This window comes from Microbulbifer maximicatervae (SeqCode) (assembly GCF_052468295.1).
Genome location: NZ_CP174340.1, coordinates 1,367,953 through 1,394,357 on the forward strand (window position 1 = coordinate 1,367,953; position 26,405 = coordinate 1,394,357).

24 protein-coding genes and 1 pseudogene are annotated in these 26,405 nt (G+C 46.6%); 15 read left to right on the top strand and 10 right to left on the bottom strand.

Features of this window, described 5'->3' with window-relative positions; genetic code table 11:
* Positions 1-220: 220 nt before the first annotated feature.
* The 3 genes from ACJJIQ_RS06380 (at position 221) to ACJJIQ_RS06390 (ending at position 2,623) form a co-directional block, all read left to right on the top strand.
* Complete coding sequence (locus ACJJIQ_RS06380; RefSeq protein ID WP_444941966.1) at positions 221-1,090, top strand: patatin-like phospholipase family protein; 870 nt, start codon at positions 221-223, stop codon at positions 1,088-1,090.
* Positions 1,091-1,329: 239 nt separating this feature from the next.
* Positions 1,330-2,205 carry a patatin-like phospholipase family protein gene (locus ACJJIQ_RS06385; RefSeq protein ID WP_445364059.1) on the top strand — a complete coding sequence of 292 codons (876 nt, stop codon included), beginning with the start codon at positions 1,330-1,332 and terminating at the stop codon, positions 2,203-2,205.
* Positions 2,189-2,623, top strand: a complete 435-nt coding sequence (locus ACJJIQ_RS06390) for a nuclear transport factor 2 family protein (protein WP_413665513.1) — start codon at positions 2,189-2,191, stop codon at positions 2,621-2,623. Before ACJJIQ_RS06385 ends, ACJJIQ_RS06390 begins: the two co-directional genes overlap by 17 nt.
* A gap of 33 nt (positions 2,624-2,656) precedes the next feature.
* On the opposite strand, the gene ACJJIQ_RS06395 is transcribed toward ACJJIQ_RS06390, so the two are convergent.
* Together ACJJIQ_RS06395 and hrpB are read right to left on the bottom strand one after the other, a co-directional pair.
* Positions 2,657-3,652: an endo alpha-1,4 polygalactosaminidase gene (locus ACJJIQ_RS06395; protein ID WP_445364060.1), complete on the bottom strand. Its 996-nt coding sequence runs from the start codon at positions 3,650-3,652 to the stop codon at positions 2,657-2,659.
* Between the two features lie 201 nt (positions 3,653-3,853).
* Positions 3,854-6,418 carry an ATP-dependent helicase HrpB gene (hrpB, locus tag ACJJIQ_RS06400; protein WP_445364061.1) on the bottom strand — a complete coding sequence of 855 codons (2,565 nt, stop codon included), beginning with the start codon at positions 6,416-6,418 and terminating at the stop codon, positions 3,854-3,856.
* Between the two features lie 125 nt (positions 6,419-6,543).
* On the opposite strand from hrpB, the gene ACJJIQ_RS06405 reads away from it, so the two are divergent.
* Complete coding sequence (locus ACJJIQ_RS06405) at positions 6,544-7,008, top strand: cupin domain-containing protein (RefSeq protein WP_444897561.1); 465 nt, start codon at positions 6,544-6,546, stop codon at positions 7,006-7,008.
* A gap of 200 nt (positions 7,009-7,208) precedes the next feature.
* Positions 7,209-8,159 carry a D-alanine--D-alanine ligase family protein gene (locus ACJJIQ_RS06410; RefSeq protein ID WP_445364062.1) on the top strand — a complete coding sequence of 317 codons (951 nt, stop codon included), beginning with the start codon at positions 7,209-7,211 and terminating at the stop codon, positions 8,157-8,159.
* A gap of 152 nt (positions 8,160-8,311) precedes the next feature.
* Here ACJJIQ_RS06410 and ACJJIQ_RS06415 read toward each other — a convergent pair whose 3' ends face one another.
* The 5 genes from ACJJIQ_RS06415 to ACJJIQ_RS06435 are packed head-to-tail and all read right to left on the bottom strand — an operon-like array spanning position 8,312 to position 11,547.
* Positions 8,312-9,145, bottom strand: coding sequence for a KamA family radical SAM protein (locus tag ACJJIQ_RS06415; RefSeq protein WP_445364797.1), 834 nt, complete (start codon positions 9,143-9,145; stop codon positions 8,312-8,314).
* Positions 9,103-9,669 carry an IS630 family transposase gene (locus ACJJIQ_RS06420; RefSeq protein ID WP_445364063.1) on the bottom strand — a complete coding sequence of 189 codons (567 nt, stop codon included), beginning with the start codon at positions 9,667-9,669 and terminating at the stop codon, positions 9,103-9,105. The genes ACJJIQ_RS06415 and ACJJIQ_RS06420 overlap by 43 nt, the downstream gene beginning before the upstream one ends.
* On the bottom strand, positions 9,670-10,611 hold the full coding sequence (locus ACJJIQ_RS06425; protein WP_445362153.1) for an IS1595 family transposase: 942 nt from the start codon (positions 10,609-10,611) through the stop codon (positions 9,670-9,672).
* Positions 10,569-11,168 (bottom strand): IS630 family transposase, encoded by a 600-nt coding sequence (locus ACJJIQ_RS06430; protein WP_445364064.1) that lies wholly within the window; start codon positions 11,166-11,168, stop codon positions 10,569-10,571. Before ACJJIQ_RS06430 ends, ACJJIQ_RS06425 begins: the two co-directional genes overlap by 43 nt.
* A 10-nt stretch (positions 11,169-11,178) precedes the next feature.
* Positions 11,179-11,547 carry a hypothetical protein gene (locus ACJJIQ_RS06435; RefSeq protein ID WP_445364065.1) on the bottom strand — a complete coding sequence of 123 codons (369 nt, stop codon included), beginning with the start codon at positions 11,545-11,547 and terminating at the stop codon, positions 11,179-11,181.
* A 1,009-nt stretch (positions 11,548-12,556) separates the two neighbouring features.
* On the opposite strand from ACJJIQ_RS06435, the gene ACJJIQ_RS06440 reads away from it, so the two are divergent.
* From ACJJIQ_RS06440 to ACJJIQ_RS06455, 4 genes are all read left to right on the top strand, one after another.
* A complete protein-coding gene (locus ACJJIQ_RS06440; protein ID WP_413665519.1) occupies positions 12,557-12,886 on the top strand; it encodes a DMT family transporter in 330 nt (109 codons plus the stop codon).
* Positions 12,887-13,201: 315 nt separating this feature from the next.
* Positions 13,202-13,708 carry a DoxX family protein gene (locus tag ACJJIQ_RS06445; protein WP_445364066.1) on the top strand — a complete coding sequence of 169 codons (507 nt, stop codon included), beginning with the start codon at positions 13,202-13,204 and terminating at the stop codon, positions 13,706-13,708.
* 95 nt (positions 13,709-13,803) lie between these two features.
* The gene (locus ACJJIQ_RS06450) at positions 13,804-14,241 is read left to right on the top strand and encodes a cupin domain-containing protein (protein ID WP_413665521.1); all 438 of its coding nucleotides are present in this window, start codon (positions 13,804-13,806) and stop codon (positions 14,239-14,241) included.
* A gap of 174 nt (positions 14,242-14,415) precedes the next feature.
* Complete coding sequence (locus ACJJIQ_RS06455) at positions 14,416-15,162, top strand: putative adhesin (RefSeq protein ID WP_444905511.1); 747 nt, start codon at positions 14,416-14,418, stop codon at positions 15,160-15,162.
* 173 nt (positions 15,163-15,335) lie between these two features.
* On the opposite strand, the gene pcp is transcribed toward ACJJIQ_RS06455, so the two are convergent.
* Together pcp and ACJJIQ_RS06465 are read right to left on the bottom strand one after the other, a co-directional pair.
* Positions 15,336-16,004: a pyroglutamyl-peptidase I gene (pcp, locus tag ACJJIQ_RS06460; protein ID WP_444913559.1), complete on the bottom strand. Its 669-nt coding sequence runs from the start codon at positions 16,002-16,004 to the stop codon at positions 15,336-15,338.
* A gap of 95 nt (positions 16,005-16,099) precedes the next feature.
* Complete coding sequence (locus ACJJIQ_RS06465) at positions 16,100-16,519, bottom strand: ester cyclase (protein WP_445364067.1); 420 nt, start codon at positions 16,517-16,519, stop codon at positions 16,100-16,102.
* A gap of 273 nt (positions 16,520-16,792) precedes the next feature.
* Here ACJJIQ_RS06465 and ACJJIQ_RS06470 point away from each other — a divergent pair, with 273 nt between their 5' ends.
* The 3 genes from ACJJIQ_RS06470 (at position 16,793) to ACJJIQ_RS06480 (ending at position 22,033) form a co-directional block, all read left to right on the top strand.
* The gene (locus ACJJIQ_RS06470) at positions 16,793-18,160 is read left to right on the top strand and encodes an efflux RND transporter periplasmic adaptor subunit (protein WP_445364068.1); all 1,368 of its coding nucleotides are present in this window, start codon (positions 16,793-16,795) and stop codon (positions 18,158-18,160) included.
* Positions 18,157-21,282 (top strand): efflux RND transporter permease subunit, encoded by a 3,126-nt coding sequence (locus tag ACJJIQ_RS06475; RefSeq protein WP_445364069.1) that lies wholly within the window; start codon positions 18,157-18,159, stop codon positions 21,280-21,282. Before ACJJIQ_RS06470 ends, ACJJIQ_RS06475 begins: the two co-directional genes overlap by 4 nt.
* A gap of 304 nt (positions 21,283-21,586) precedes the next feature.
* Complete coding sequence (locus ACJJIQ_RS06480) at positions 21,587-22,033, top strand: GNAT family N-acetyltransferase (RefSeq protein WP_444897554.1); 447 nt, start codon at positions 21,587-21,589, stop codon at positions 22,031-22,033.
* Positions 22,034-22,061: 28 nt separating this feature from the next.
* Here ACJJIQ_RS06480 and ACJJIQ_RS06485 read toward each other — a convergent pair whose 3' ends face one another.
* Entirely contained in the window at positions 22,062-22,958 is an 897-nt protein-coding gene (locus ACJJIQ_RS06485; protein ID WP_445364070.1) for a LysR family transcriptional regulator, read from the bottom strand.
* 117 nt (positions 22,959-23,075) lie between these two features.
* On the opposite strand from ACJJIQ_RS06485, the gene ACJJIQ_RS06490 reads away from it, so the two are divergent.
* The 3 genes and pseudogenes from ACJJIQ_RS06490 (at position 23,076) to ACJJIQ_RS06500 (ending at position 26,201) form a co-directional block, all read left to right on the top strand.
* Positions 23,076-24,017, top strand: a complete 942-nt coding sequence (locus tag ACJJIQ_RS06490) for a peptidyl-alpha-hydroxyglycine alpha-amidating lyase family protein (RefSeq protein ID WP_445364071.1) — start codon at positions 23,076-23,078, stop codon at positions 24,015-24,017.
* A gap of 159 nt (positions 24,018-24,176) precedes the next feature.
* Positions 24,177-24,332, top strand: a pseudogene (locus ACJJIQ_RS06495) (IS30 family transposase); the annotation flags it as partial.
* Positions 24,333-24,545: 213 nt separating this feature from the next.
* Positions 24,546-26,201 (top strand): histidine kinase, encoded by a 1,656-nt coding sequence (locus tag ACJJIQ_RS06500; protein ID WP_445364072.1) that lies wholly within the window; start codon positions 24,546-24,548, stop codon positions 26,199-26,201.
* Positions 26,202-26,405 lie beyond the last annotated feature (204 nt).

Consider the following 26,405-nt stretch of genomic DNA (forward strand, 5'->3'; position numbering starts at 1 on the left):
TTTAGTCTCAATGCCTAGTTGGTTTGAAAAGTGAAGCCTTTTTTATATCTATTTGTATCAAGGTGGTTGGCAGGTTTGCTGATTGTGATGCGTAATAGTTGGGAGAGAGCCATTAACTGTTATCTCGCTTTAACGCTTGGTGGCGATAGAGACAAAAACTCCTGCCTAAAATCAAAAATCCCCGTATTTATTTCGATAGCCTTTTTTAGAGGGTGTCGTCATGTTTGATCAAATGGTTTTTGGTGGCGGAGGAAGCCGTTGCACTTGGCAGCTTGGTTTTTTGTTATCCCTAAGTCGCGAATTACCGATCCGGCCAAAAGTTGTTTGTGCTGCATCCGGAGGCAGCATGGTAGCGGCACTCATGCTTACGGATCGCTGCCGTGAGGGTGTTAATTACTTTCACTCTGCTTGCAAAAAAAATGAAAGAAATTTCTACTGGAATAATTCATTCCGCAAAGAACCAATTTTTCCGCACTTTGAGATCTATCGCAAAGGGGTGCATGAATTTTTCCACGATAGCCTTGAGCCTCTGCGTCAATCTGCCGACCTCAGAATTGCAGTGACCTATCCCCCGGAATGGTTGCCTGTGCCGCTCGCACTGACGCTGGGGCTGGCAATTTTCTACTCTAACAAACATATCTTTCACGACTTGCACCCAAATACAGCGTTACATTTGGGGTTTCGCCAAATGTTTCACCCCGTGAGTAAATGCAAAGATGGGAAAGATCTTGAGCAGCTTATTTTGAGTTCCTGCTGTGCCCCCCCCATATCCCCAAGGTTATCGCTTGATGGTGCAGAGGTACTGGATGGAGCTCTGGTAGGTAATGCCCCGGTCGCCGGCTTGGATGCTAGCAAAGGGCGGGTTCTGATTTTGGATACAGGGAGCTTTCCACACCTACCGAACAGTTTCAGTGTGCAAAGGGGGGGGCAGGTGTGGACTTATGTGCAGCCCTCCAGCCCGCTGCCTATCGGGATGTGGAATTTTGCTGACCCCAGTGCGCTGAGGCATACCTTAAAAATTGGGGTTGCAGACGGTTATGCCTTTCTCGATGCGCTGGTGTCCGGTAAGGATCGCCTGGTGGAAATTTGAGTATTCAGTGAGTTCAGGGTCAAGACGATCAGTTGCACAATACTTGTGATTCGATTAGCTTATGCAATTAGTTGCATATTGTTATCGTCATCAATATGTCATCATGAAGGCTGAAACTAATTGGTCATAAGTGTCGGCGGTAATGCAAAGAGCGGCCTGAAACTGCACTTGAGAGGATGTAAAACACAGAATGGACTCAGGAAGTTCCAGCCGGAAGGCTGCTGCAGGGAAGCGAGATCATGTTTGACCAAGTTGTTTTTGCCGGTGGTGGTGGGCGGTGTACCTGGCAGATTGGTTTTTGGGAGTCGATAGCCAACGAAATTAGTCTTTCTCCGAAGGTGGTTACTGCGGTCTCGGCAGGGGGCCTAATGTCGAGCCTGGTGCTGATGGGTAAGACGGAGGAGGCTCGTGAATATTTTTGGACCGCATTCGAGACTAATGAAAAAAATGCTTATTGGGGAAACCTTTTCGGTAAAGAACCTGTGTTCCCCCAATATGGAATCTACCGCAATGCGATGTTAGAGCTGTTTCGCGATGGACTGGAGCCCCTTCAGCAGGGCGCAGAGTTGCGAATTGCGGTTGTTCACCCACCAAAAGGTCTATCTGGAGGTTTGGCTTTTGGAGTGGGGGCCATGGCCTACTATGCCGATAAGCATTTTTTACGCAGCCTTCACCCCAAGATCGCCCAGCGCTTAGGTTTTAAGCAGCAATTTTATCGAGCCCGGGATTGTTCCAGTATTGAGGAGTTGGTGGACCTGATTTTGTGCTCCTCCTGTACGCCGCCATTCACTCCAAGACTTAAGTTGCGGGGGCGAACAGCACTCGATGGTGGGGTGGTAGATAATATCCCGGTGGCAGGATTGGATGATGGAGAGGGAAGGGTGCTGGTGTTGTTGACCCGTCGTTACGACCAGTTCCCAGACATATTTACACAGCGCAAAGGCGATCAGGATTGGACTTATGTCCAGCCCTCGAAACCGCCATTCATCAGTGTTTGGGATTACACAAATCCTGAGCTGGCCCAAAAAACTTACGAGTTGGGGTGTGCTGATGGGAGAAAATTTTTACAAAAACAAGTGAGTGAAGAGGAAGTCTCCAATGAACAATTCCAATAATAAAATAGCGGAATCTATTGCCTTATGGCACGAGATGGTCGCTGCGCGGGATCTGAGTCGCTTGCCAGCGATCGTTGCAGAAGATGCTGTTTTCCGTTCACCGGCATTTTTTAAGCCCTACCACAGCTCCGCTGCTGTGTGCCTGATTCTCAATACCGTGATGCAGGTTTTTGAGAGCTTTGAATACGACCGTGAATTTACTACCGAATCGGGACACGATCTGGCTCTTGAATTCGCAGCTTCCATCGGTGATAAAAGCCTGAAGGGATTGGATATTATTCGCTTTAATGATGAAGGTAAGATTATTGAGTTTGAGGTGATGATACGCCCGCTCAACGCCCTGCAAAAATTGGCAGAGGAAATGTCCGGGCGGCTTTCCCAGTATGTGACTCAATATAAGGAAACTCAGCAGGCCTGATGCCCGCTGAGTTAAAGCGTTGGGGCCTAATGATTATTCATCGCTGGAATCGAAGTATTCAAATGCATCGATTCCATCCATATAGGCCCCATCGAATCCTGCATCAACGATCATATAAATATAAGAATCATCGTTGCCGAAGATAATTTTTTGCCAGCCCTCCTGCCAGTACTTCACGTAGTAATTACCTGGCTCGTCGGATATTTCCCCCAGTAGCCATTCGGGAGGGGTGTTGTACCAATAGGATTTCCAGTAATAACGATCGTCTTGTGCCTCGCCGACGTTGACATAGGCCAGCACTAGGCGGCGCCCACCATTTTCTTTTACCCTGAGCTGCTCAATTTGTTCTTCTGTGTAAGGTTCACCGTCAAAGAAAAAGTCGATTATCAATATGTCGTAATCGGTTTCACTTAGTTTATCGATGAAATCTTGAGGCGTAGAGTAGTTGCTGGTATTGGTGATATTGATAAAGTTTTTGGCTTCCTCAAGGTCATCAATGTCCAGAGAGTTAACATTGAAGGGCTCATCGGGATATAGCGGTACATCGTTCAGGAGTTCGCTATCTGCGGCAAAAGAAATATACCCAGCTTCTTCGTTATTCTCATATGACTCTTGAATATCCCGCTCAATATTGGTGAAGTCCGTGATTAGGATTGTATCCCCTTCATCTTTCGCCAAGTCCAGGTAAGTTTGCAGGCGCTTGGTTTCTGACTCGCTGGTAGGCTCGTTGACAACACCATTTGCGCCAAAGAAGAGGGCCTCCTGTGCAATGCCGTCTGTGGCATCCAGGTAGGCTTCATCGACTGGACCAGTGGTAGTGGTTGTCGTAGTAATCAACTCAACCCCATTCTGGGGTACGATGAGAAAGTGACGGTTGATGCCCTTGGCGTAGGCGCTGATATCCTCTACCAGGTAACGCATTTCCTTATCGTACTTGATAGTTGACTGATTCAAATCATCGGGAAGATCATCGAGGCTACAGCCAAATATCAGTAATGGGCTGAGAGCGGCTAAGAGTATTCGGCGCAAAATACATCTCCATTGCTACGAGTTAGAGTTTGTTCTGGTTTTGGGGCGTCGCTGCGGGCCAAAATAATTCAGACTATCTCTATTGGCGCGAGTTCCTATCCCTTGCGGCAGCTTATGCTATCCGGTTGTTGCTGAATGTTAACTTAACCGCCGCCCAGAAGATAATTTTGCTGCCCAGGGGCAGTAAATCTAAAAAAAGAACTACCGTCCCATATCCATTCTCTTCTTCGTTTTAGTAGTAGCCTCAGCCGTCAGGGGATCATCGGGCCAATAGTGTTTCTGGTATTTGATACGCAACTCCTTCTTTACCTCTTGGTAAGTATTGGCCCAGAAATTCACCAGGTCACGGGTAATTTGAACGGGGCGCCGTGCCGGAGAGAGTAAATGAATCATCAATGGATAGCGGTTTTTTAGAATTGTTGGAGTTTGTGCCAATCCAAATAGCTCCTGCAGGCGCACAGCCAAAACAGGTGGGGTTTCTCCGTAGTCGATTCTTATCCGGGAGCCACTGGGAACCAGGTAGTGACTGGGGGCCAAGTCATCGAGTTGTTGTTGCAGGTCCCACTCAAGCTGTCCGCGCAAGATGCTTTGCAAGTCAAGCTGCCCTAGCTGCTCAAGTTTGCTGAACCCCTGCAAATGAGGTAGCAGCCAATCCTCCATGGTCTCCAATAGAGCCTCATCACTCCAGTTTGGTACTCGAATGTCGCCAAGAAAATCTCCGCACTCTTCACTTTGGCGTAAAAATTCCACTCGAAAACGTAACTGGTTAGCTTCTGTGTTCCAGGGGAGGGAGGAGAGACCTTTCTTTCGTACGGCTTCTAATAATGCGCGACTGAGGGTCTCCGGGGGAATATCTGCTGCAGGCCGCTGGTGTAAAACCAGCGCCCCCAATTGTGTTTGCTGTAGGGCGACAGCGCGGCCGGTAGTCTCGTCCCAGCGAACTGAAATCTCTTCTTTGATCTGGGCGGCGAAATGCGACTTCAAAGCGGGCAGAGAAATCTCTGCTGCCAGCTGGATACTTGCATCTCGGCCCTGGCCATCCAGTTCGGCAATGACCAAGTATTCGCTTAAAGCTAAGACGTCATCATGGGAGAAATGTGCGCCTCGGCCACTGGAGAGTAGAAACCGGCGGCCGGTATCACTGCGCGATTTCGCAATACGGTCTGGGTAGGCGAGTCCAAGCAGGGCACCAGTTTCATCGGAGTGATCGATACTCTGTGGTGCAGGACTTGAACTTGACTCAAATTTCTTTAATTGAGAGAGCCAGGTTTTAGACTGCTGGCGTACTCTGTGAGCAGTACCGCGATCTACCCGCCGATCGTTGCCTTGGGACTGCAGAGCCTGAATCCGTTTGCTAATGTCCCTATCCCATCGGGCTTCGCCACGAAAAATATCCCGTTCAGATAGTAGCGCTGCTAGCAGGCAGGCCTGTTCCTGCAATCCCCAGCTGACACTGGCAACTAACATATGTGCGAGGCGAGGGTGGGCGCCAAAAGCCAGCATGGTATTCCCGTGAGGGGTAATACGCAGTTTGTCATCCAGTGCCCCCAGTTGCTGCAAGAGCTGTTGGGCCTGGGCCATAGGTCCTGGGGGTGGTGTGTCGAGCCAGTTGAGCTCGCTGACATCGGTAACCCCCCATTTGGCTAATTCAAGTGCCAGGGGAGCCAGGTCACTGCGGGTGATTTCCGCTGTATTATTGGTGCTCAATGACCGTTGCCGGCCCTCACTCCAGAGTCGCAGACAGTAGCCGGCGCTGAGGCGCCCGGCACGCCCTGTGCGCTGGTTAGCTGAGGCCTGGGAAATCGAGCTTGTCACCAAACGATTCATGCCACAGTTGGGATTAAAGCGCGATTCACGCATTAATCCTGAGTCGATAACTATTCGGATGCCCTCAATCGTCAGGCTGGTCTCGGCCACATTTGTAGCCAGTACGATTTTTCTCGTGCCTGGTGCCGTTGGTGCTATCGCCTGATCCTGCTGCTCACGGCTCAGATCCCCAAAAAGCGGTGCAATAATAATGCGGCCCTTTTCGGTTTCCTCAGATAGTCGCTCCCCCAATAAGCTCTCAACCTGTTTGATTTCGGCGACACCAGGAAGGAAGGCGAGAACACTACCTTCTTGTTTGCCTAAGGATGCGACAACTTTACTTGCCATCAAAGCTGGGATTTGTCGTTTGTCCTCGGGCTCTTCTCGTTGGTTTAAGTATTCAATATCGACGGGATAGCTGCGTCCTTCACTGGATATGATGGGTGCGTTATTTAGTAGTGAGGAGATGCCGCTGGTATCCAGGGTGGCAGACATCACCAGAATCTTGAGATCCTCGCGAAGATACTCCTGGGACTGAAGACATAAGGCGAGGGAGAGGTCGGCTTGCAGGCTGCGCTCATGAAATTCATCGAATATGACCAGGGCACTGGATGCCAATTCAGGGTCAGCCTGTAAGAGGCGCGTGAGAATTCCCTCGGTTACAACCAGGATGCGAGTCTTCTTGCTTGACTTCCGCTCGCCCCGGACCTGAAATCCAACGGTATCACCAACTTTCTCACCCAGCTGGTTAGCCATGCGCGCCGCTGCCGTTCTAGCGGCCAAACGTCGCGGCTCCAGCATAATAATATTCTTTCCGCTCAACCAAGGCTCATCTATTAATGCCAGTGGTACGGCGGTCGTTTTACCCGCTCCGGGGGGTGCCTGGAGCACGACATTACTATGCCCTCTCAAGGCCTGGAGCAGTTCGGGGAGGATACTGTGAATAGGTAACTCAGACATGGGCGCGATTATAGTGATTTCGCAACATCGGTGATACCAGCACTGTCCGGTAAGCTGGCTAGCTGCTGGCTGAACTATATTCTCCCGTAACTAGATGGTTGCTTCCCAGGAGAAAGGAGAGTGCGATGAGTGTGAATGTCCGGCGAGTTGTTACAGGGCACGACCCAGAGGGAAAGCCAGTAGTGCTTATAGATGATCAGGGTTTGCATACCAGTAGTTGGCGGCCTCATATGGTTCAGCAGCAGTTATGGACTACCCAGGACTTGCCCGTAGAGCTTTGTGAAGATGGTAGAGACAACGGCGGGAGAAAATTTGATGGAACTACGATTCCGGGAGGCTCGGTTTTTAAGGTCGTAGAATTTGGGCCGGGAGTTACGCCACGATCTCACCAAACTGACAGCATTGATTATGCGGTAGTGATGTCTGGGAATATCGAGATGGAAATGGGAGATGAGGTTGTTGTGAAGCTGTCTGCGGGAGATGCACTTGTCCAGCGGGGGACAGTTCATAATTGGGTCAATCGAGGTGAAGAACCTTGCGTGATAGCTTTTGTGCTAATTAGCTCTACGGGCAATACGGCATTTGGTTAGTTGTCTTTATTAATGGTTACTTGCAAGTACTTTCGACTTCAACCCTATCCAAAACTCAGTACTAATGAAGGTTATTAACTTCTTTTTTACGTTCACTTTTCCGGGTAGGGGCTGGGGGGCGTTAAAGTGAAAACCAGTTGCGTAGCTAATATTCCAGTCCGGCATTCGATAGATTGTGTAGTGGCAGCGGAGCATGATTGATGCGTATCGGTATAGTCTACGACCTTCGTGATGATTATCTCGGGATGGGGTTTAGTGAAGAGGACGTCGCTGAACTTGATTACCTGGAGACGATAGATGCGATTCACGATGCGCTTACCTGCGCAGGCCACCATATCGAACGGGTCGGCAATATTTACAGATTGGCGCAGCAACTGGTTGAAGGTAACACCTGGGATCTAGTGTTCAATGTTGCTGAGGGGATGTATGGAACGGGGCGCGAAGCACAGGTTCCCGCTTTGTTGGACGCCTGGAAGATACCGTACACATTTTCTGATCCATTTGCCAGCACAGTGACTCTTAATAAGGAGATGACCAAACGCATATTGCGGGATATGGGTATACCAACGGCACAGTTTGCAGTTGTTCGAAGCGTTACAGATGTCAATCGAGTGGAGCTTGAATACCCTTTGATGACAAAGCCGCTCAGGGAGGGAACCAGTAAGGGGGTATCGCCTGAGTCCAAAGTTATCGACAAGGCAGCTTTGAAAAACCGCTGTGAATACCTTTTGAGTCGATTTAATCAGCCAGTACTGGTTGAAACATTCCTACCTGGCCGAGAGTTTACTGTGGGTTTTTTGGGGACGGGTGCAACTGCCGAGTGCATTGGCGTGATGGAAAAGTTATTGGGCGATGAACCTGTTTATTACAAGTATGATGGAGCTTTCCCCGGCCGGCTGGTTGACGATGGTCAGGCGCTTAAGGTTCGAGCAATTGCGCAGAAGACTTGGGAAGTGCTTGAGTGTCGTGATGGCGGTCGAGTTGATATTCGCTATGATGCACAGGGCGTCCCTATGGTTATGGAGGTCAATGTCTTACCCGGTTTGCGGCCTGAAGTTTCTGAACTGCCCGTGATGTGTGAATTGGCGGGTATTCAGTATGGGGCCATGATCAACCGTATTGTGGAATCAGCTATTAGCAGTCATTTATAGTTACCCTGGACCCTGCAAAACTTTACGATATATTGTGGTGAATACTACCGTTGCCAAGCACTTGGTGTTTTGGATATCTCAGAAACATCCATAAGGCATCAGCGCAATAAATTTGTCACTTATGATGAACTTCTCTGGTAGTTAGCACTTTGTTACTCCAGATAAATACCCGTTTGCCCTCTGAAATTTCGAATGTGCCATTCGCCTTCGATATCGCCTTGTTTTACATATTCGTAGGGCATGACCGGGTTTTTGCCCAGCTCAGTAGTAAGTACATATTGAGGGACCGCAAAACCTGTGATGTGCCCCTGCAATGACTCATAAATCGCCTGTCCTTCCTTCAGGCTTGTCATAAAGTGAGAGACACCGACCACATTATCGCAGTGATAGAGGTAGTAGGGTCTGACTCGTATTTTTACCAGAGCGAGCATCAATTGTCGCATAACATCCGGTGAATTATTTACGCCTTTTAAAAGCACTGTTTGATTTCCTACCGGAACGCCCGCTCTCAGCAAGCGGTCGCATGCAGCGGCGGCTTCTTCTGTGACTTCTTTGGGGTGATTAAAGTGCGTGTTCAGCCACACCGGATGAAATGATGCGAGCATTTCGCACAATTCGTCGGTGATACGTTGGGGGGCCAGTACGGGAAAGCGTGAGCCAATACGAATAATTTCCACATGATCTATTGCCCTCAGCTTCTCCAATAGTTTGGCCAAGCGGTCGTTGGAATACATCAGTGGGTCGCCGCCGGTGAGTAATACATCGCGAATCTGTGGATGTGATTCTATGTAAGCAATATCCTCATCCCAGCTGGTTGCTTCGCCTTGTTCAAAATAACTTTCCGGGCCCACCGTTGTGGTATGAAATTTCCTTGTGCAATGACGACAATAAACAGGGCAAACAGACGTTACCAGAAAGATGACGCGATCCGGGTACTTACTACCTAGGCAGCAGCAAAGAATACAGTCGACTCTTGAAAAAATGATTTCACAAGTTTTCTATTTTTCTTGATGCTCTGCAAATCTGCATTTGCACGACTCAGTAGTGTCTCACCTTTTTTCAGCGGCCTCTTTGAAGTCCCTATATTTCTCATATGATTCCAGACCAACTCATCTGGATTTAGGTTTGGTGCATATGGCGGTAAGAACACCATTTCAAGCTTTCCATCCTGTGAATCGACATACTCCAATACCTTTTTCGATTTGTGTACTGGGTGCCCATCAACAATGAGAATCACTGGTCTTTTCTGACTTCTCTGGAAATTTTTGAAGCATTCTACGCACTTTTCTGCCGTGAACTTTCCACTATAAATATGATACCAGAAGCCACCTCTATTCGATAAAGCTGAGATCGCATTGATTGACTGTCTTTGACCACTCGTTTTTACCACTGGAGTTTTTCCTTTTTCTCCCCATGTCCTTTGGAGTGGATCGTCTGATCTGATACTAGCCTCGTCCAGCCAAAATATTTCTGCACCAGTTTTTTTCGCATAAGATTTCCTAATTACCACTTATGCTAAGCCAATTTTTAGCAACCTTTCTGGCATCGGTGGTGTCCGAAGAGAGACGTAAATCAATCTTGGAATGAGTGCCGACAAATCAAACCTCCGATTAAAGCGATATTGAAATTCTGCCAAATAGCGCTGTGCATATTTCGGCCTAATAGCATGGTAAGTGCTACGTAGCGCACTCTTTAAATTACCAAGTACTGTATTTACCCAATAGAACTCAGGCTCTTCAACAGAAGCTCGGCCACCACCACAAACAATTTTGTCATGTACACAACCGGCCTCCTTAATGGCATTGAAGCATGGAAGACCATCTGAGATGACTGTGCTGCCACTGCAAAGGTACTTTTTACTCCAGGTTGAAATTTCACTGCTTTTGAAGCCCTTGATAATTGAGAGCTTAATACGGGTTGGGCGTCCCTCCTTGGTTGTTTCAACGGCCGCCACAAAGGGAGTTTTACCCTTGGCTCCGCGCCCGGGCTTGCATCCAGTACGCTCACCACCGAGATAGGCATCATCTAGTTCAATAAAACCGGACAGTTTGTATCGTTGGTCTCGCTCCATCATCACTTGCATGAGTTTCTGCTTCATACGCCATGCTGCGTTGTAAGAGATACCTAGATGTCGAGATAGCTCCATAGAGGAAATGCCCTTCTTATCCTGAGTAATCAGGAAAATACCGAGAAACCAGGTGGTGAGGGGGAGCTTCGTGGAGTCAAAAATTGTACGAGAGGTAATCGATGTCTGACGCCGACAATGGTTACATTGCTTAAGCTTGCGATAAGCGAGGTCGCAATGCTTGTCATGCCCGCAGTGAGGACAACTAAAGCCATTGGGCCAACGCCACTGCGACAGTGCATCGAAGCACTGTTCCTCGCTGCCGTACATTTTGAGGAATTGGGTCAAACTAATACCCTTCTGAAACTGTACCTTGTTGCGAGCCATGGCGTATTCCCTTGCAGATCAACGAGATAGCTGTATTTATATACAGTTACGCATAACTTAGCAAGAGTGGTAATTAGGTAAGATTTAATCTTTGGATAGACTTCCTTTACCCATTTATTCACCGCCTTCTCATCTCTCTCGTAAGCTCTTCGTAGAGGCTTTTGTGGCGTCAGGCCCAGTCGATGTAGAAGTGTGCCGACACTAGAAACGCTAAGTTCAATTTTGAATCTCTCAAAAATCAAATCCGATACGATCTGACGTGTCCACAATCCGAAATCAAAGCCATATTGCCTTGGATCGCCACCAATAATCCATCGTTTGACTTCCTCTTCTTCAATAGCTGACAGTTTTCTACCGCGTCCAGGTCTAATTTTTGGAGATAGCGCTTCAATACCTTTCTCCCGAGCAGTCCTTAACCATGGGAAAATAGTTCTGCTCCCCAGCCCTAAGCTACGACTAACCTCCGCCGCAGATTCTCCATCAAATACTCGCTGAACAGCAATTTTACGTATGAGGTGCTGCTCCTCAGTACTAAGTTTTCTGGCATCGTATTTCATGCAGTTTATATTACCAGGGTGTACTGATTATTTCTGCCTCGCTAGTATGTACAACGCGGTTGGTTTTACGAAAGTACTGATCACCTACAGGGTCAACGTCTGCACTGTCGGGTACGATGGTTTCCTCTAGTGAGGGAACTGCCTGCAATCTGATTGGGCAATTGGGGTCGTCAGGGTCCATTAAAGAAGCGTAGTAGGGGGTAACACTCCACCGATAAATTCCCTTGAGCTGTTCGATAGCGTCGGATTCAGAAGTAGAAACATTGATCCATCGCTTCAGGCCATCCAATGTACTGATGCGATTACGCATCTGCCAACGCCAATCAGACCAGACCCTGTCAGAGTTTTCCGTTACGGAACGGACTATAATATTGCGCATAAGTATTGCCGCTTTGTTGTGCATTCATTTGTTGCTGATGGTCTGCCTCGATATCTGAGATTGCCTGTAAGGGGCTTGAACATGGATTGCCTGGATCCAGTAACTTGAAGCAATCATTATGTGTAATGAAATCTGTGGAAGGATTTGATGTTCGTAATGCTTCAAATCTCTGTAGGACTTTCTGCGATATTTTGGGCAGCCAACTTCTGAGCAACCAATTCCAGTGCATTTTGAGACCATACTACTTAGTTTCTTCAATACCCTTGTGAAGTAGGGGGGCTGTGTTTTATCTGACGCCTTTCTAATAAAAAAAGAAGATGCGATTTTCAGCTGGTAGGTACGAAGAATACTGTTCTGTCGATAGCTTGGGAGAGAAGTGTTTTGCGCTCTAAACGCTAAATCGAGAAATTTGTAATCATCGCGATTGTATACCTGTAGTAACACAGGTCTAAAAAGGGGTACGTCATTGGCGATATAGGGTGTAACCACACAAATTATACCAAGTATCGGTTTCACGATATTTCAATCCTATATCCCAAATATCGTTTAGTTGTTGCTCTATGCAACTTGCCTGCTACGTGAGGTAGATGTTATTTGGTCCGCACTCCTTTGTTTAATAAATATTTGCACACATTGAGTATTTTTCAACAAGTCAGTAATCGCTGGTATGGGGCCAATATGAGTGTAAAATTAGTCACGATTGTTTCTGGAGGAGTATAAAAAACAGCTGTAATACTACAATTAGATCTATTGGTATCGATAGGCTAGGTAGTTGTCGGGGCTGAAATCTAGCTCTTCTTTTATTGCTGATTTGTCAATGGGAAGACATGAGTTATCTTGGGTAGCCAGAGGGCTGACTGCTGACTGTAAAGTCCAGCATTGTATTTCGTACAGCCGCATAGTAAATAGCAGAATCCCCGCTATTTTCCAATAGCGCTATTCGTCATAAATTTGATAGTATCTAGCTGATCAAGTGATTTGACTACAATAAATTCTAATGGAGTAGAACTTGACCTATTTGTTTTTATTTTTTGCAATCATTACCGAAGTTACAGCTACCCTACTACTTAAGGCTTCCAACGGTTGGGAAAAGTGGTGGCTGGGAATGGCCTCTATCTTTTTTTATTCTCTGGCGAGTCTATTTCTTGCGTTTGTACTAAAAAATATGAATGTGGGAATGACTTATGCCATCTGGTCAGGCGTCGGTATTGCTCTTGTTTGTGCAGCTTCTGTGGTTATTTGGCAGCAAAAATTTGACGTATACGCTGTGAGTGGAGTTGCTTTGATATTTATGGGTACGGCTCTAATTACTATAAAATCCACTGTGTTTGAGCAGTAGCTTTTTCCTACAGCTTTTATAGGGCGGCTTTACTCAGAGAAAGGCCGGTGAGATTGGATTTACGGTGTAAATGCATCAATGAATTGCTGGCCTCCTCCGAAGAATAGGTTTGGGGCATTCTTTGAAGTGCCTCTTTTGTCATTTAGGTAAACCTGGTTTACCGCAATAATATATATGGTGTTGCGAATTAGGCAATTTTTGCGGTTCAACGGGGTGGGCTTGGCCTATTATTATAGATGACTGTAAACCCTTTTATGATATCTCTTAAAAAGGAAGGTATGGCTGTGGTTGAGTTGTGTGTTAAGGAAGTGTTATATGAAGCAGAGCACGCACGAAAGCTATGAGACTGCAGCTGATTTACAGTTGGCCTTGATTCGAATTTATATCGGGCTCAATTTTACCCATCATTTTGCTGAGAAGTTTGGTCTGCTGGGCGCAGACGCTTACAATTTTGTTGTTCATTATTTTGAGGGGATTGGATACTCATCCTCTATGGTGATTTTCTCTGGTATTTGTGCGTTCTCTGCATTTGTTGGATTTACTTTCGGCTTGTTTACGCGGTTTGCCGCTGTTGGGACTGCTCTTTATTTGATAATTGCATTATTTGAAGGGCGGCATTATCTCGCAGGTTTTTCATGGGCAAGTCATGTCAGTGGTATAGATATTAGTGGAAATATACAAACCGTTTATGGTGGGTGGGAATACCCTCTTTTTTGGGCTTTTATTTGCTTATCTTTCGTGTTAACTGGTGGCAGAAAGTGGTCTGTAGATCAATATTTGAGGAAGACAAATTCTTCGGTGTTACAGTTTCTAAGTAGGTGATCTGGATTGTCTGAAACTAGGGGTAACCTATGGATAATTAGTGATTTATCGATGAGGCAATTTTTAGCTTTTGCTGATGAGGTGAGATACTCGTAGTGCAAGAAGAAATCGTTCGCCAAGATTTTTATCATCTTTGGTATGATAAAAGAGGAAGGTCAAGAACCACTGTAGGACATTTTTCAGATTTTGAATTGATTCAATACTCCAATCCTGTGCCCGAATATCACTATCGTGATTTGCCTAAAGTTATTCGAAGTGAGTTTGCAATTTTGCCTCCTGGGTGGAAAAGCGATTTTCACTCTACTCCGAACCCTCAATGGGTTATTACATTATCTGGCTGTTGGCGTACGACAACTCGGGACGGTGTTGAGGTGACATATAGGCCTGGAGATGTTCATTTTGGGGGAGATACGCCTGTTAATGGTATAGCTATTGACCAGCAGGGGCATTGTACGATTAATCCCTCCAAAACAGATCCCGCGAAATTACTTATATTAACTGTCGACTCTTTGCTTCCTGCTCCTGAAGAGTGAGTATCTAATGGTTTGCCTGATAGGCTCCGGATCATATTTCCTGTAGCTATTGAAAGCTATTTTTGATTAAAAAATCGCATATTTTAAACATTTACTTCGGTTGTTGAGTGGAATACGATTTTTCTCGAGATAATTCTATTTGTTAACTTAGGCTTTGAGAGCTGGGGAGGGTTTATGCCTGCAAAGGAGTTTTTCAGTAATGTCAAAAGTGCTTTAAAGGACTATTTTGGTAATAAGGCAACAGCACTTTGGCATACCTTTGATGATTCTGAAGTGGCGGTGGCAGGGAACTATCAGTGTGTAGATCTTGATGGTCGTGCTTGGTTGTGGACTCCTCGTGGAATGACAACAAACCGGTTAATTGTAACTGCTCACGGGTATCGCAGAACCACATCCAGTTTCAAAATAGAGCACAATGTTAACCTGCATTTTTACTCGCGTGATAAATTCAGTGTGAATGATCCTGGACTTGGGAGGTTTTATGATCGGGGGGCCAATTCTGTTGAAGATTTAGGTTTAAATGATACTTGTTTTAACTACATCCTGACGAAGTATACCAGTAGCGCTACTAATAGACACAATACTAACAATGAAACTTACACTTCGATTAATGCGATTATGTCTCACAATGATAGTGATAGTCGAAGACGCAGAATTCAGAATGCTAATAATATCGGAATGGTTGCCAAGGCAAATAGCATTCAGTCCTTTCAGCCGCCCAGTATTCTGACCATAAGAAATAGACAGTTTATGGCAGCTGTAAACCTGAAGTGGGTTTTGGATACCTTGGCGAAAAAGGGACATCACTTTAATGACATTGATTGTCTCTTCTGTAGAAATACTCTTTGGACTGGCACAGTAGCTGTGATGTCGGGTCTGTCCGGAGGAGATAAATATAGTGATGATGTTGCTATAAATTAGTAGTACTCGAAGGGGTTATTTTATAGTGTCGATATGGCCTTTTTTTGCGGTAAGAGCATTTATTGATCTACTTGGTGCTTTGAATTATCTCGTTGATATTTCCTTCTTTGTATGTTGATTGCATGAAAATTACTAGTAGGGAGAATATGACCTTACTAAACAGTTCAATTTGATTAGATTTGTAAGTGAGAAGGGATCGGATCGTCAGTGTCCCGCGGGTTAGCTAGTGCGGCTTCAATGGCAGCCTGTATCCCAAGGGCGGCAGTTTCTTTTGACATGCTGGGATTGCCGATATTTTCGGGTAGTGCGGCAATCTGGGGTAGCTGAGGAAGGTGTATCCAGCCGGCGGGGATATTTAGTTGATTAGTCGCGATATAGTGAAGCGCGCCATACATCATATGGTTGCAACAAAAAGTACCCGCAGTATCAGAAATGTCGGCAGGAATACCAATATTGCGCATTGCCATAACCATTGCGCGGATAGGGAGTGTGCTGTGATAAGCGACAGGACCATTTTGTACAGTCGGCTCACCCTGCATTTCAACTCCCCGGTTATCTTTCAAATTATATCTGGTGGAATCATTATAATTTTGTGCAATTCTCTCAGCCGTAATGATTGCACGGCCACTGTACTCTCCTAACATCACCACTAATTGCGGTTCTATTTCTTCAATAGCATCCGTGACAACTTCAATGCTTTCAAAGAAGTTGTTGGGTATCAAAAGACCATGAATATCACCATTGGCTATTCGTGTTCCGTCCAGCATACGCATAACTGATTCTGCTGGATTTATCGGTGTGTTACCGAAGGGCTCAAAGCCAGTCAATAAAACTTTTGCCATAGAGATGTTATCGTAAATTGGCACAGAAAGGTTGATATATGGTTAGTTGTCAAAGGTAGCGTTGAGTAGGCTACCTTTGACTGGTTCGTGGTCGGCTATTCAACTAAACCTAATTGCTCCAGGAAAGTGTATTTATCCCAGTCCACCCAGCTTTCCACCATTTTTCCATCTTTATATCTATCGGTATGTACGCCAGTCCAACTGCTGGTTTTTCCTGTCGCGTCATACTGTAGGAATTTACCCGTATGGGTGGCGGTAATCCTCCAGCGGGTGCAGACATAATCACCCTCGGCAACTTGTACCAGAATTTCTAATTTTGTGTTGGAGAATCCCTGGTGAAATTCAGCGACTAGATCCAGGCAGTCTTTTATCGATAAAACCGACGTGGAACCGCCAGCATAGGGCATTTGGTGATTTTTATAATTCGGTGATAAATAATCTGTCGCTTTGTCGGGGAAGTTGTCCCCCCACAATTCCAGTATCGCTTTTGATGTCTCTTTGTGATTGTTCGCCATTTTTGTCCCACTGTCAGTTAGGTCGGAATTTGGTAGCCCAAGCATAGTTCAGTGAATTTAAGGGGGGAGCGAATCGAAGTGGGATTAGATTCAATATTGATAGTCGATTGATATGAGTTGGCGCAGATTACATGATAAATATATTGAGTAACTACTTTTAGCTTTACAGGGTGTTGTGCGTTCTGCGAACTTTAATAGAGTATTCAACTGCTGGGTTTTAGTGGCACTAGGCTTTTTAAGGTCTGGTTCGGCCAGTTCTTTATGGGTAAAACTATGACAAGTAGCGCAATCAAAGCCTTACTAAAGCGTCGTCGAATGCTACCCGTTTTGATACTTGGTGGAATTTTAATGGCTATGTCGCTGGTGGCCAGTCGACAGAAACCACAAAGATACGAAGGGCAAGTTCCGGAGCTGCTGGTGGAAGCCATCGAAGTGAAGCGAATGCCTATTCGAGCTGAAACTGTTGCTTTTGGAGAGGTGATGCCGAGCCTTATCCTTGAGGCAAACTCTGAAGTTGGTGGTCGAGTGGTTTCAGTGTCGGCTGATTTGGAACCTGGCGCAATAATATCTGCCGGGGCACCAATCCTAAATATTGACGAAACCAGCTATCAATTGGCCGTTGCTCAAGCGGAGAGTGACTTGGCTGTTTATCGCGCAAAATTGCAAGAACTGGAGGTTGAAAAGGCTAATAGCCAGCGTTCGTTGGAAATAGCTCAGAGGACACTGGAATTAGGGGAACAGGAATTACAGCGAAAAGAGCAGTTGGCGGTTAAGGGGATTGTTTCTCGCTCAGCGGCTGATGCGGAGGAGCAACGGGTATTGAAGTTGCGACAAGAAGTTGAACTTCAAAAGGGTAATCTCTCCCTATTTCCCACTCGTAGGCAGGTGATAAAGGCCCAGATAAGTCGTGCTGAAGCGCTGCTTGGTGAAAGTCGCTACCAGTTATCGCGAACCCGGATAAGCCTGCCCTATAACGTGCGGATCGGTGATGTCTATGTGGAGGCTGGCCAGTCTGTTGCCCATGGGACACCGCTTTTTGTCGCTTATGGTATGGATCAGGTGGAAGTTTCAGCCGAACTGACGATGGCTCAAATAGTGCCTCTTTTTCGGAGTATTGAATCTCCCAGTGATCAAACTCTCTCGCCTGACGACTTCTCAGATGCCTTATTGGGATTGGAGGCCAGGGTTGGATTGGTAGGTGGTATTAAACCGGTGGAATGGCGAGGCAGGGTAGTGAGAGTTGGAGGTACCATGGATACCACAAGCAGAACTCTATCCGTAGTGGTCGCAGTGGATAACCCTTATCGAAATATAGTAGCCGAGGGTCGGCCGCCCCTATTTCGTGGTATGTATGCCCGGATTAAGCTTATTGCACCTCCTTCGCCAGCTTTGGTTATCCCTCGCAGAGCCATGCATGAAGGGCGGGTCTACTTGGCTGAAAATAATCAATTGAAGATTCGTACCATAACGGTGGACTACTACCAGGGTGATCTAGCTGTTGTGCGCTCTGGCTTGGTGCCTGGAGATCTGGTGATAACTACTGATGTTATCCCAGCAATCAGCGGGACGGCAGTATCTGTCATCGATATCAAAAAGGGAGTTTCAGACCTGGCCGTGGCAGTAGAGGAAGTTGGCGAGTGATTCGCTTTTTTGCGATCCACCCAACTGCTGCCAATTTGCTTATGGTGGGTTTGATGCTGGCTGGCTTTTTCGTATTGCCGACGATGAAGCGAGAGACTATGCCGGAAATCGACAAGTTCGAAGTACAAGTCTCAGTATTTTATCCTGGTGCAGCTACCGCTGAGGTCGAAGACAGTATCTGCCTCCCCCTCGAAGAGGCAACGGATGGCATCCCATTTATTGATGAGCGCCGTTGTGAAGCTGCAGACAATCTTGGTGTGATGAAGCTGAAAATGCTGGAAGCAGGTGATATGGGGCAGTTTCTTGCCGACATTGAATCTGCGGTAGGTGCGATAGATTCCCTTCCGGCTGAGAGCGAAAGACCAGTCATAGAAGAGCTGGGACGTACCCAGCCGGTGGTGAGTGTTGCCCTAAGCGCAGATTTGCCTTTGATCCAGCTCAACCAATTGGCCGAGCACTATCGCCGAGAGTTACTTCGTCATCCGCTGGTGCCCATTGTCAAAATTTCCGGTTTTTCAGACCATCAATTGCAAGTGGAAATTTCAGATTACAATTTGCGACAGTATGGGCTGAGTGTTGCCGATCTTGCCGCAATTATCGATAAGCAGGCAATTGATATGCCCGCCGGTAAGGTAACTGCACCTGATCGGGAGTATCAGGTTCGTTTTACCGAAAAGCGGCGCACCGCAGCTGAGCTTGAAGAACTTATTGTTGTAAAAGGGATGGCTGGCGCAGAGGTGCGCTTGGGCGATATTGCCACTATCTACGACAGTTTTGAAAAGGAGGAGGACAAAATCACTTTTGATGGGCAGCGAGCCGCATTGCTTGTTGTTCAGAAAAACAGCGTGGATGACAGTTTGAGGGTGTTGGAAGCGGTTCGCGAATTTGTCCAGGCGGAAAATGCCCGTTTACCGGAAGAAATGCGGTTGATTCTTACTCAGGATAGCGCCTCAATTGTTGCTGATCGTTTAAGGATGATTATTACCAACGCCTGGCAAGGGCTTATTCTTGTTGCGCTGACCCTTTATTTGTTTTTTAGCGGGCGATATGTGTTTTGGGTGGTGATGGGCTTGCCCGTTTCATTTCTCGGCGCCTTTGCTGTGATTACTGCTTTGGGTATATCCATCAATATGATCAGCTTGGTGGGGCTGCTGATTGCAATTGGCATCTTGATGGATGATGCCATTGTGCTTTCGGAAAGTATCGCCACCGAATACCGGGATGGCCGTACACCTCTTCAGGCGGTGGTTATCGGAACCAAGCGTGTTGCAAGGGGGGTTATCTCCTCATTTGTTACTACCGTGATCGTTTTTTCTGGATTAGCTTTTATCAAAGGGGACATGGGGCAGGTCCTCAAAGTTTTGCCAGTTGTTTTGATCTCTGTACTAGTGGTTAGCCTGATTGAAGCCTTTCTTATTCTCCCCGCCCATTTGCGTCATGCCCTTTCGCACAAGGAAAACCCATCAGCCTGGAAAGTCGCTTTTGCTCAGCGATTTGAGTTGTGGAGAGAGTATGTCGGGCGTGTCGCTGATAAAGCGGTTGAATACAGATATGCTTTTGTCGGCGGCGTAGTGGGACTATTTTTTGTTACGGTGAGTTTACTTCCTGCGGGGTTAGTTAAATTCCAAGGGTTTCCTACATTGGAGGGAGATTTACTACAGGCCCGAATTCTAATGCCCCAAGGAACCTCCCTCGTAGAAATGGAAAAGCTGGTGGCGTATCAGAAGAAGGCCCTGTATTTAGCTGCTGGAAACCTCTCAGGGAAAGAGGTAGCGCCACTTATCGAGCACATTAGTGTTACTTACGGTGTGAATGGCGATGCTTTTGAGAGTGGAGCTCATGTAGCCACAATAAATGTCGACCTACTGGCTGCAGAGGTTCGCCATACAAGTATCAGTGAGTTACGTCAGGCCTGGAGTAAGGCTGCTGGCGATATACCTGGTGCGATCGCGATTTTGTATAAGGAGCCATCGCCTGGTCCAGCTGGACGAGCTATTTACCTTCGCTTGGCCGGGCTGGATATTGATCAGCTAAAAGGAATATCTATACGTCTACAAAACTGGCTGCGCAGTTACGAAGGAGTGGTGAATGTACTGGATGACCTGCGTCCTGGTAAGCCACAGCTGACGGTCCGAATGCGGGAGGGGGTTTATGCTTCTGGTATTGATGCCAGTGTTGTGGCCACTCAATTGAGAGCTGCCTATCAGGGCACAGAGATTGATGAAGTGCAGTATCAGGGAGAGACTTACGAAATTCGTGTTCGAATGGATGAGCCATCTCGCAGTGCGCTGTCACGATTTGACGAGCTTGTCATTATCCACCCTGAGACAAGGCAGCGTGTACCCTTGATGGCAATTGCCGATATTGAAATGCACCGGGACTATGCGCGTATCCAGAGAATAAATGGTGAGCGTGTTGTTACGGTCTTTGCAGATGTTTTTACAGAGAGGGCCAATGCCAGTGAAATCCTGCTGGATACCCAACAGAACTTTTTTGCACCATTGGAGCAGGAATTTCCGGGCCTAAGGGTAACCATGAAGGGAGAGATTGAAAATAGTCTCATTACAGGTCTATCGATGGGTAAGGCCTTGTTGATCGGGACAATAGGAATCTATTTACTACTGTCGCTTCAATTTCGTAGTTATACCGAACCTGTAATTGTGATGATGGCGATTCCCCTGGCTTTAATAGGTGTAGTCTGGGGACATATTATTATGGGGCAGAATATGACGATGCCCAGCATGATGGGATTTGTCTCTCTCACTGGAATTGTGGTGAATGATTCAATCCTGTTAGTAGAGTTTGTGAAGCTTCGCGTCCGAAAGGGAATGGACGTTCACACGGCGGCAAGTCAAGCCAGTCGCGACCGGTTCAGGGCTATTTTTCTTACCTCACTGACAACAGTAGCCGGCTTGCTGCCACTGATGTTCGAAACCAGTCTTCAAGCCCAGATACTGATTCCACTGGTAACCAGTATTGTATTTGGGATAAGTAGTTCAACCGTTTTGATTCTGTTAGTCCTGCCAGCCCTTTATGGCATTCTCAAGGACTTTGGCTTAACTGAGCGAATTCAGGAGCCGCTAGATCGATTACCTGAAGATATCGCCGCTTCTACGACCTAAAGCACCCAGATAATCTTGGTTGTTGAAGTGAAAAAGTAGCCGAAATGAGTGGTAGAAGAAGGAAGACAAAAGAGAAGGCAGTGGTAATACTTTGAGCTCCAGGAAGAATTATTCATCAATTCTTAATTAGCGCACTTGTACGAGTATCCAACATAGGGTTTCGGAGTTGTTTTAATAAGTAGTCGAATGTTTCATGTACGTCACGGAATAAGTAGCGAATAGTCCTTGTTGTCCCCCGTACTTCAACTGATAATCAGGAAGATAAATTTGAACTTGCCTTCTTTTGTACAGATTCACTCTCAAAATGATTAGAAAATACAATAAAAATGACTATCCAAGTGTGCTGGATATATATGCCCGTTCAAAACTCGATGAGCTACGGTTTGAAAACCGGAGTTTCAATCTGCTGCCGCTGGATAAAGATCAAAAACGTTTGGCCCAGCTGATGGAGTCGGATATTTATGTGTACGAAAAAGGTGATGTTCTTGGCTATGGTGCGCGATATAAGAATGAGATTCGTGCACTGTTTGTGCATCCTTCGTTTAGAGGTCAGGGGGTAGGGCGGGAGTTGCTGGAGTACCTGTTAGGGGAAATCAGTGGCGCTGTACACCTGCAGGTTGCCAAAACCAACGACCCGGTGAAAAACCTGTATCGCAAATATGGTTTTGTGGTGACCAGGGAGCTGCAAACTACCTACAGTGGGGTCCCTGTACTTGCCAATGAGATGGTTCGCCCCCCCAGCGCCAACTAAATACACAAACACCTATGCTACAGGAGTGTCAGCAGGCGTTGTTCTCAAAACATTCCTCCAGAAACCTCCAAAAGGCATCCAGCTTGGCGGAGGCGGCTCTTCTCTGCTGATACACCGCAAAAAGTGGTCTGCTTGATTGCTGCCAATCCGGCAGAACCTGAACCAAGTTACCCGCCGTAATATCCCGCTCTACCAAATAATCGTAAAGGCAAGCTATACCGGCGCCAGACTGGGCTGCTTGGTAGAGGGAATAGTAGTTATTACTTGAAAAGTAGGGCTTGGGGGCAATCGTGATCGATTCCTGCCCCTTTTGAAAGGTCCAGGAAAGTGGATCGCGGCTGTATTTGTAACACAGTAGTTGGAATTTATTGAGTTGGTCCGGGGAGGAAAAAGACTTAATCCTTGCCAGGTACTCAGGAGATGCTACCAGGAGCCGATCGTGCCGGCCGATTTGATGAGAGTAGAGCGTTGATTGGGGCTGCGCAGGTTGGGAGCGCAATGCCAGGTCAAACCCTTCACCGGTAAGATCCCGAAGCTGATCATCCAGAATCAGGTCCAAACGGATATCTGGGTGCTCAGTTGTAAACTTCGGTAGCCTAGGTGCCAGCCAGAACTGCCCCAGAGCCGTTGGGGCGGTAATCCGCAACAATCCAGAGGGCTGCCCTTTGGAGCTGGTTAGGCGCTCTTCCACTTCCCTTAGATCATTAAGGACACGCTCTGAGGTTTCCAGGTAGTCCCGCCCCGCATCCGTAAGGCTTTGGGATCGGGTAGTACGGTGAATTAGCCGAGTCCCCAGTCGCTGCTCAAGCTGTTGGATGGCCTTGCTCACAGCAGACACCGTAGACCCCAATTCCCGGGCGGCACGGGTAAATGACCCCAATCGCGCCACCGTAGTGAACACCTGAATTAAGTGGAATCGGTCCAAAGGAACCTCCAATAATTTCCTGGCAGGAAAAAGTGAGTATCAAAATTATGCTATTAACGCATTTATAGGAAAAAGTCACAATATCTTGGCAGATCGACAAGTTAAGAAGGGTTTCTGATGAGAGTGATTGTATTGCTATGCCTGATTTTGGTTCCCAGCGCTTTTACGCTGGCCGAGGCACCGCCAAACAGCCAGCCATTTCACGTCAAGGGGGGTGAATTTAAGTTGCCAGTGGGTTGGCACTTTGGGGAGGTTGCGGGGGTGGTCCGCAGGGAGAATGGCCACTTTGTTGTGTTTCACCGAGGGTCTCATTCGCTGTTGGAGTTCGATGGACAGCGGCGTTTTGTTCGCGAAATTGGCGCAGGACTGTTTGAAAATCCGCATGGTCTTCGTATAGACCATAAGGGCAATATTTGGACTACCGATACTGCCACGCACCTGGTATTAAAATTTACACCTGATGGCGAAGTAGCCATGGTATTGGGGAAGCGAGGTGCAGCCAGTGAAGGCTGGTTTGATCGCGACTACAACTTGGTGCTGTTCGATCAGCCCCAAGATGTGGCAGTGGATAGAAATGGATTTATTTATGTGGTGGATAAAGGCAACAGCCGCATCGTAAAGCTGGATAAGAATGGCCTTTTGGTAACAACCTGGGGTGGTCAGGGGGAGGCCCCTGGAGAGTTTAATTTCCCTCACTCCATTGTGATTGATTCTGAGGGGCAGTTATATATTGCCGATCGTGAAAACCGCAGGCTACAGATCTTTGATTCACAGGGTAAATATTTAACTCAATGGCGTGGAATAGGTTACCCCTATGTCCTCTTTCTCAAAGGTGATGCTTTGTGGATGACAGATGCGCGGGCCGAGGAAGTGCGACAGTACGACCTGTCTGGTGATCTCAAGATGCGCTATCAGGGCCAGCCTGGGCGGGGACAGAAGCAATTTGGCTTCGTACATGGGATCTATGTGGATGACGACGGACTTTGGGTGTCCCATATCTTGAATTGGAGCATTAATCGCTTACTGCCAGCGGATACATTACCCGCTCCGGTCATGTAGCTTTTCTTGGTTTCGGGTAATAAGTGCAATTGGTAAGGGAGGGCTCAGCTGGTGGAGCCGGCACCTCTCCCGACCAAGAGAAAGGCACTGATGAGCTACTACCAACTGATCGAGAACGAACGATACCAGATTTACAGCTTAAAAAAGCAGGACACCTGGCAGAATTTCCCAAAGGATACCGACTTTAATAAAGTAACAGACGAGCAGGTTCAATTTGTAATGGATCGCTTGAATAGTAGACCAAAAGCGAGTCGGGGTGGAAGGTTACCGAATGAGTTATTTATAGGGCTGCAAGATGATCTGCTTGTGGTATAAAACGATTGCACTTAATAGTTGAAACCAAGGAATATATTCGAAGTTTATTCGAATTTTACTTCTCGCAGTGGTTCTTGTTGGAGATATTTTAGTGCTAAGGCGATGCGAGAATATTCTATATTTTCGTATTGATAATAACAATTGTATCTGATCCAGAACTAAGAATAAGAGAATTTTGAAAAATGATACGATGACCTATAAGGAAAGCATATAGTGAAATTTAATATTAACCTAGCAATCTTGATGTTCAGTGTATATCTTTCAGGTTGTAATGGATCTTCGAGTGGGGGAGATAATCCAGACACAGGTGGCGAGCTTACAGCTGCTACGATGGCGGTCCATTATGAGAAACCTAAAACGCTAACCTTTCGCTGGAGCGATGTTTCTGGGGCAACTTATTATCAGTTATTTGAAAATGCTGATGGGCACTCTGGCTTTGAACCTATTGGAAATCCCATTGCACCAAAAGAAGAGCGCATTGAATTAGTGGTGCCTTTATTCAAAAAGCTTAATGCCCAATACTTATTGCAAACCTGCGATGATCAGAGATGTATCGATTCTGATGCAGTAGCGATTGATCAGGATGTGATAGGCAGTATCGGTTATTTTAAACCCAGTAATACGGATGCTGACGATCAGTTTGGTTGGAACCTAGCAATTAGCGATGATGGCAACCTGCTTGCAGTAGGTGCTCCTCGCGAAGATAGCGGTGGTGACCAAGAGGATAACCTGACACCTGATTCAGGTGCAGTTTATATTTTTAGTCGGGAAGATGGCGAATGGACACAGCAAGCCTATCTTAAGTCTCCAGATCCTCAAGAAGCTGCAGAGTTTGGAACTGCATTGAGTCTTAGCGATGATGGTTATACGCTTGCAGTAGGGGCATTCAAGGAGAACGGGGAAAATGATAATTTTTCTGCGGGCGCTGTTCATATTTTTTCCCGAAGTAATGAAGGTTGGGCCCATAGCGCCCGACTTCAAGCAGACAATCAAGGAAATAATGACCTATTTGGCTATGCCCTTAGCCTTAGTGGGAATGGTTCTACTTTAGCAGTAACCGCACCCAGTGAAGATGGTGGTCTTGATGGCGATTCTATTGAAGATTCTGGAGCGGTATATGTGTTCCGTAATGAGGAAGGAAGTTGGTCACAGTATGCCTACATTAAAGCTACTGATAGTTCTGAGGGGTTAGGTTTTGGTTCTTCGATAAGCCTTGATGATGCCGGGGCTTCATTCGCAGTTGGGGCTTATGCTGACAATGCAGAGGCAGGTTCCGTTTATCTATACCAGTTGGATGGTGAATCCTGGGTGGAGGAGAGCAAGATATCGGCTAGTAATCCTGTCGCTGGTGGTTGGTTTGGATTTGCGCTCAATTTAAGTGGTAATGGGCAAACTCTAGCAGTTGGCGCCCCATTAAAAAGTGGATCTAACAGTGGCGCTGTCTACATTTTTTCTCGAAAAGAAAACACTTGGGAGCAAACTGCCTACTTGAAAGCTTCCAATCCTCATGTATCGGCTTACTTTGGAGAGGCGGTAAACCTGAGTGATGATGGCAGTTTTATCGCCGTGGGAGCATGGGGAGAGAAAAGCTATAGCCAAGGATTGTTCGGAGATAGTACAGACGAATCTTCAATTAGAGCAGGAGCAGTTTATACCTATATATTTAATGGCGTAGACTGGTCTAGTGAAGCTTATATTAAGGCGAGTAACACAGACTCGGGAGACCATTTTGGTGGCTCTGTTGCGCTAAGTGGAGATGGAGCTAGTTTAGCAGTAGGGGCGAACACTGAAGATGGAGCGGATAGCGGTTTGTTCGCAAACCCTGAGAGCAATGAAGCTGAAAATGCAGGAGCGGTCTATATTTATTAATTAGGCTGTATAATTTATATTTACGTATAAAGTTAGTTGTTTGAGTTTAAATGGTATTGTTATCATTAATCTAGACCGAACGGAATGCGTACAATGTAAATTTTAGAAATCTTTATTCTAAGTATAGATTTTAGGCTGCTCAGGTAAATCAAAAGATTTTCCTAGAGCAGCAATATATCTAGAATTTTAGCTAAAGCTTAGCTG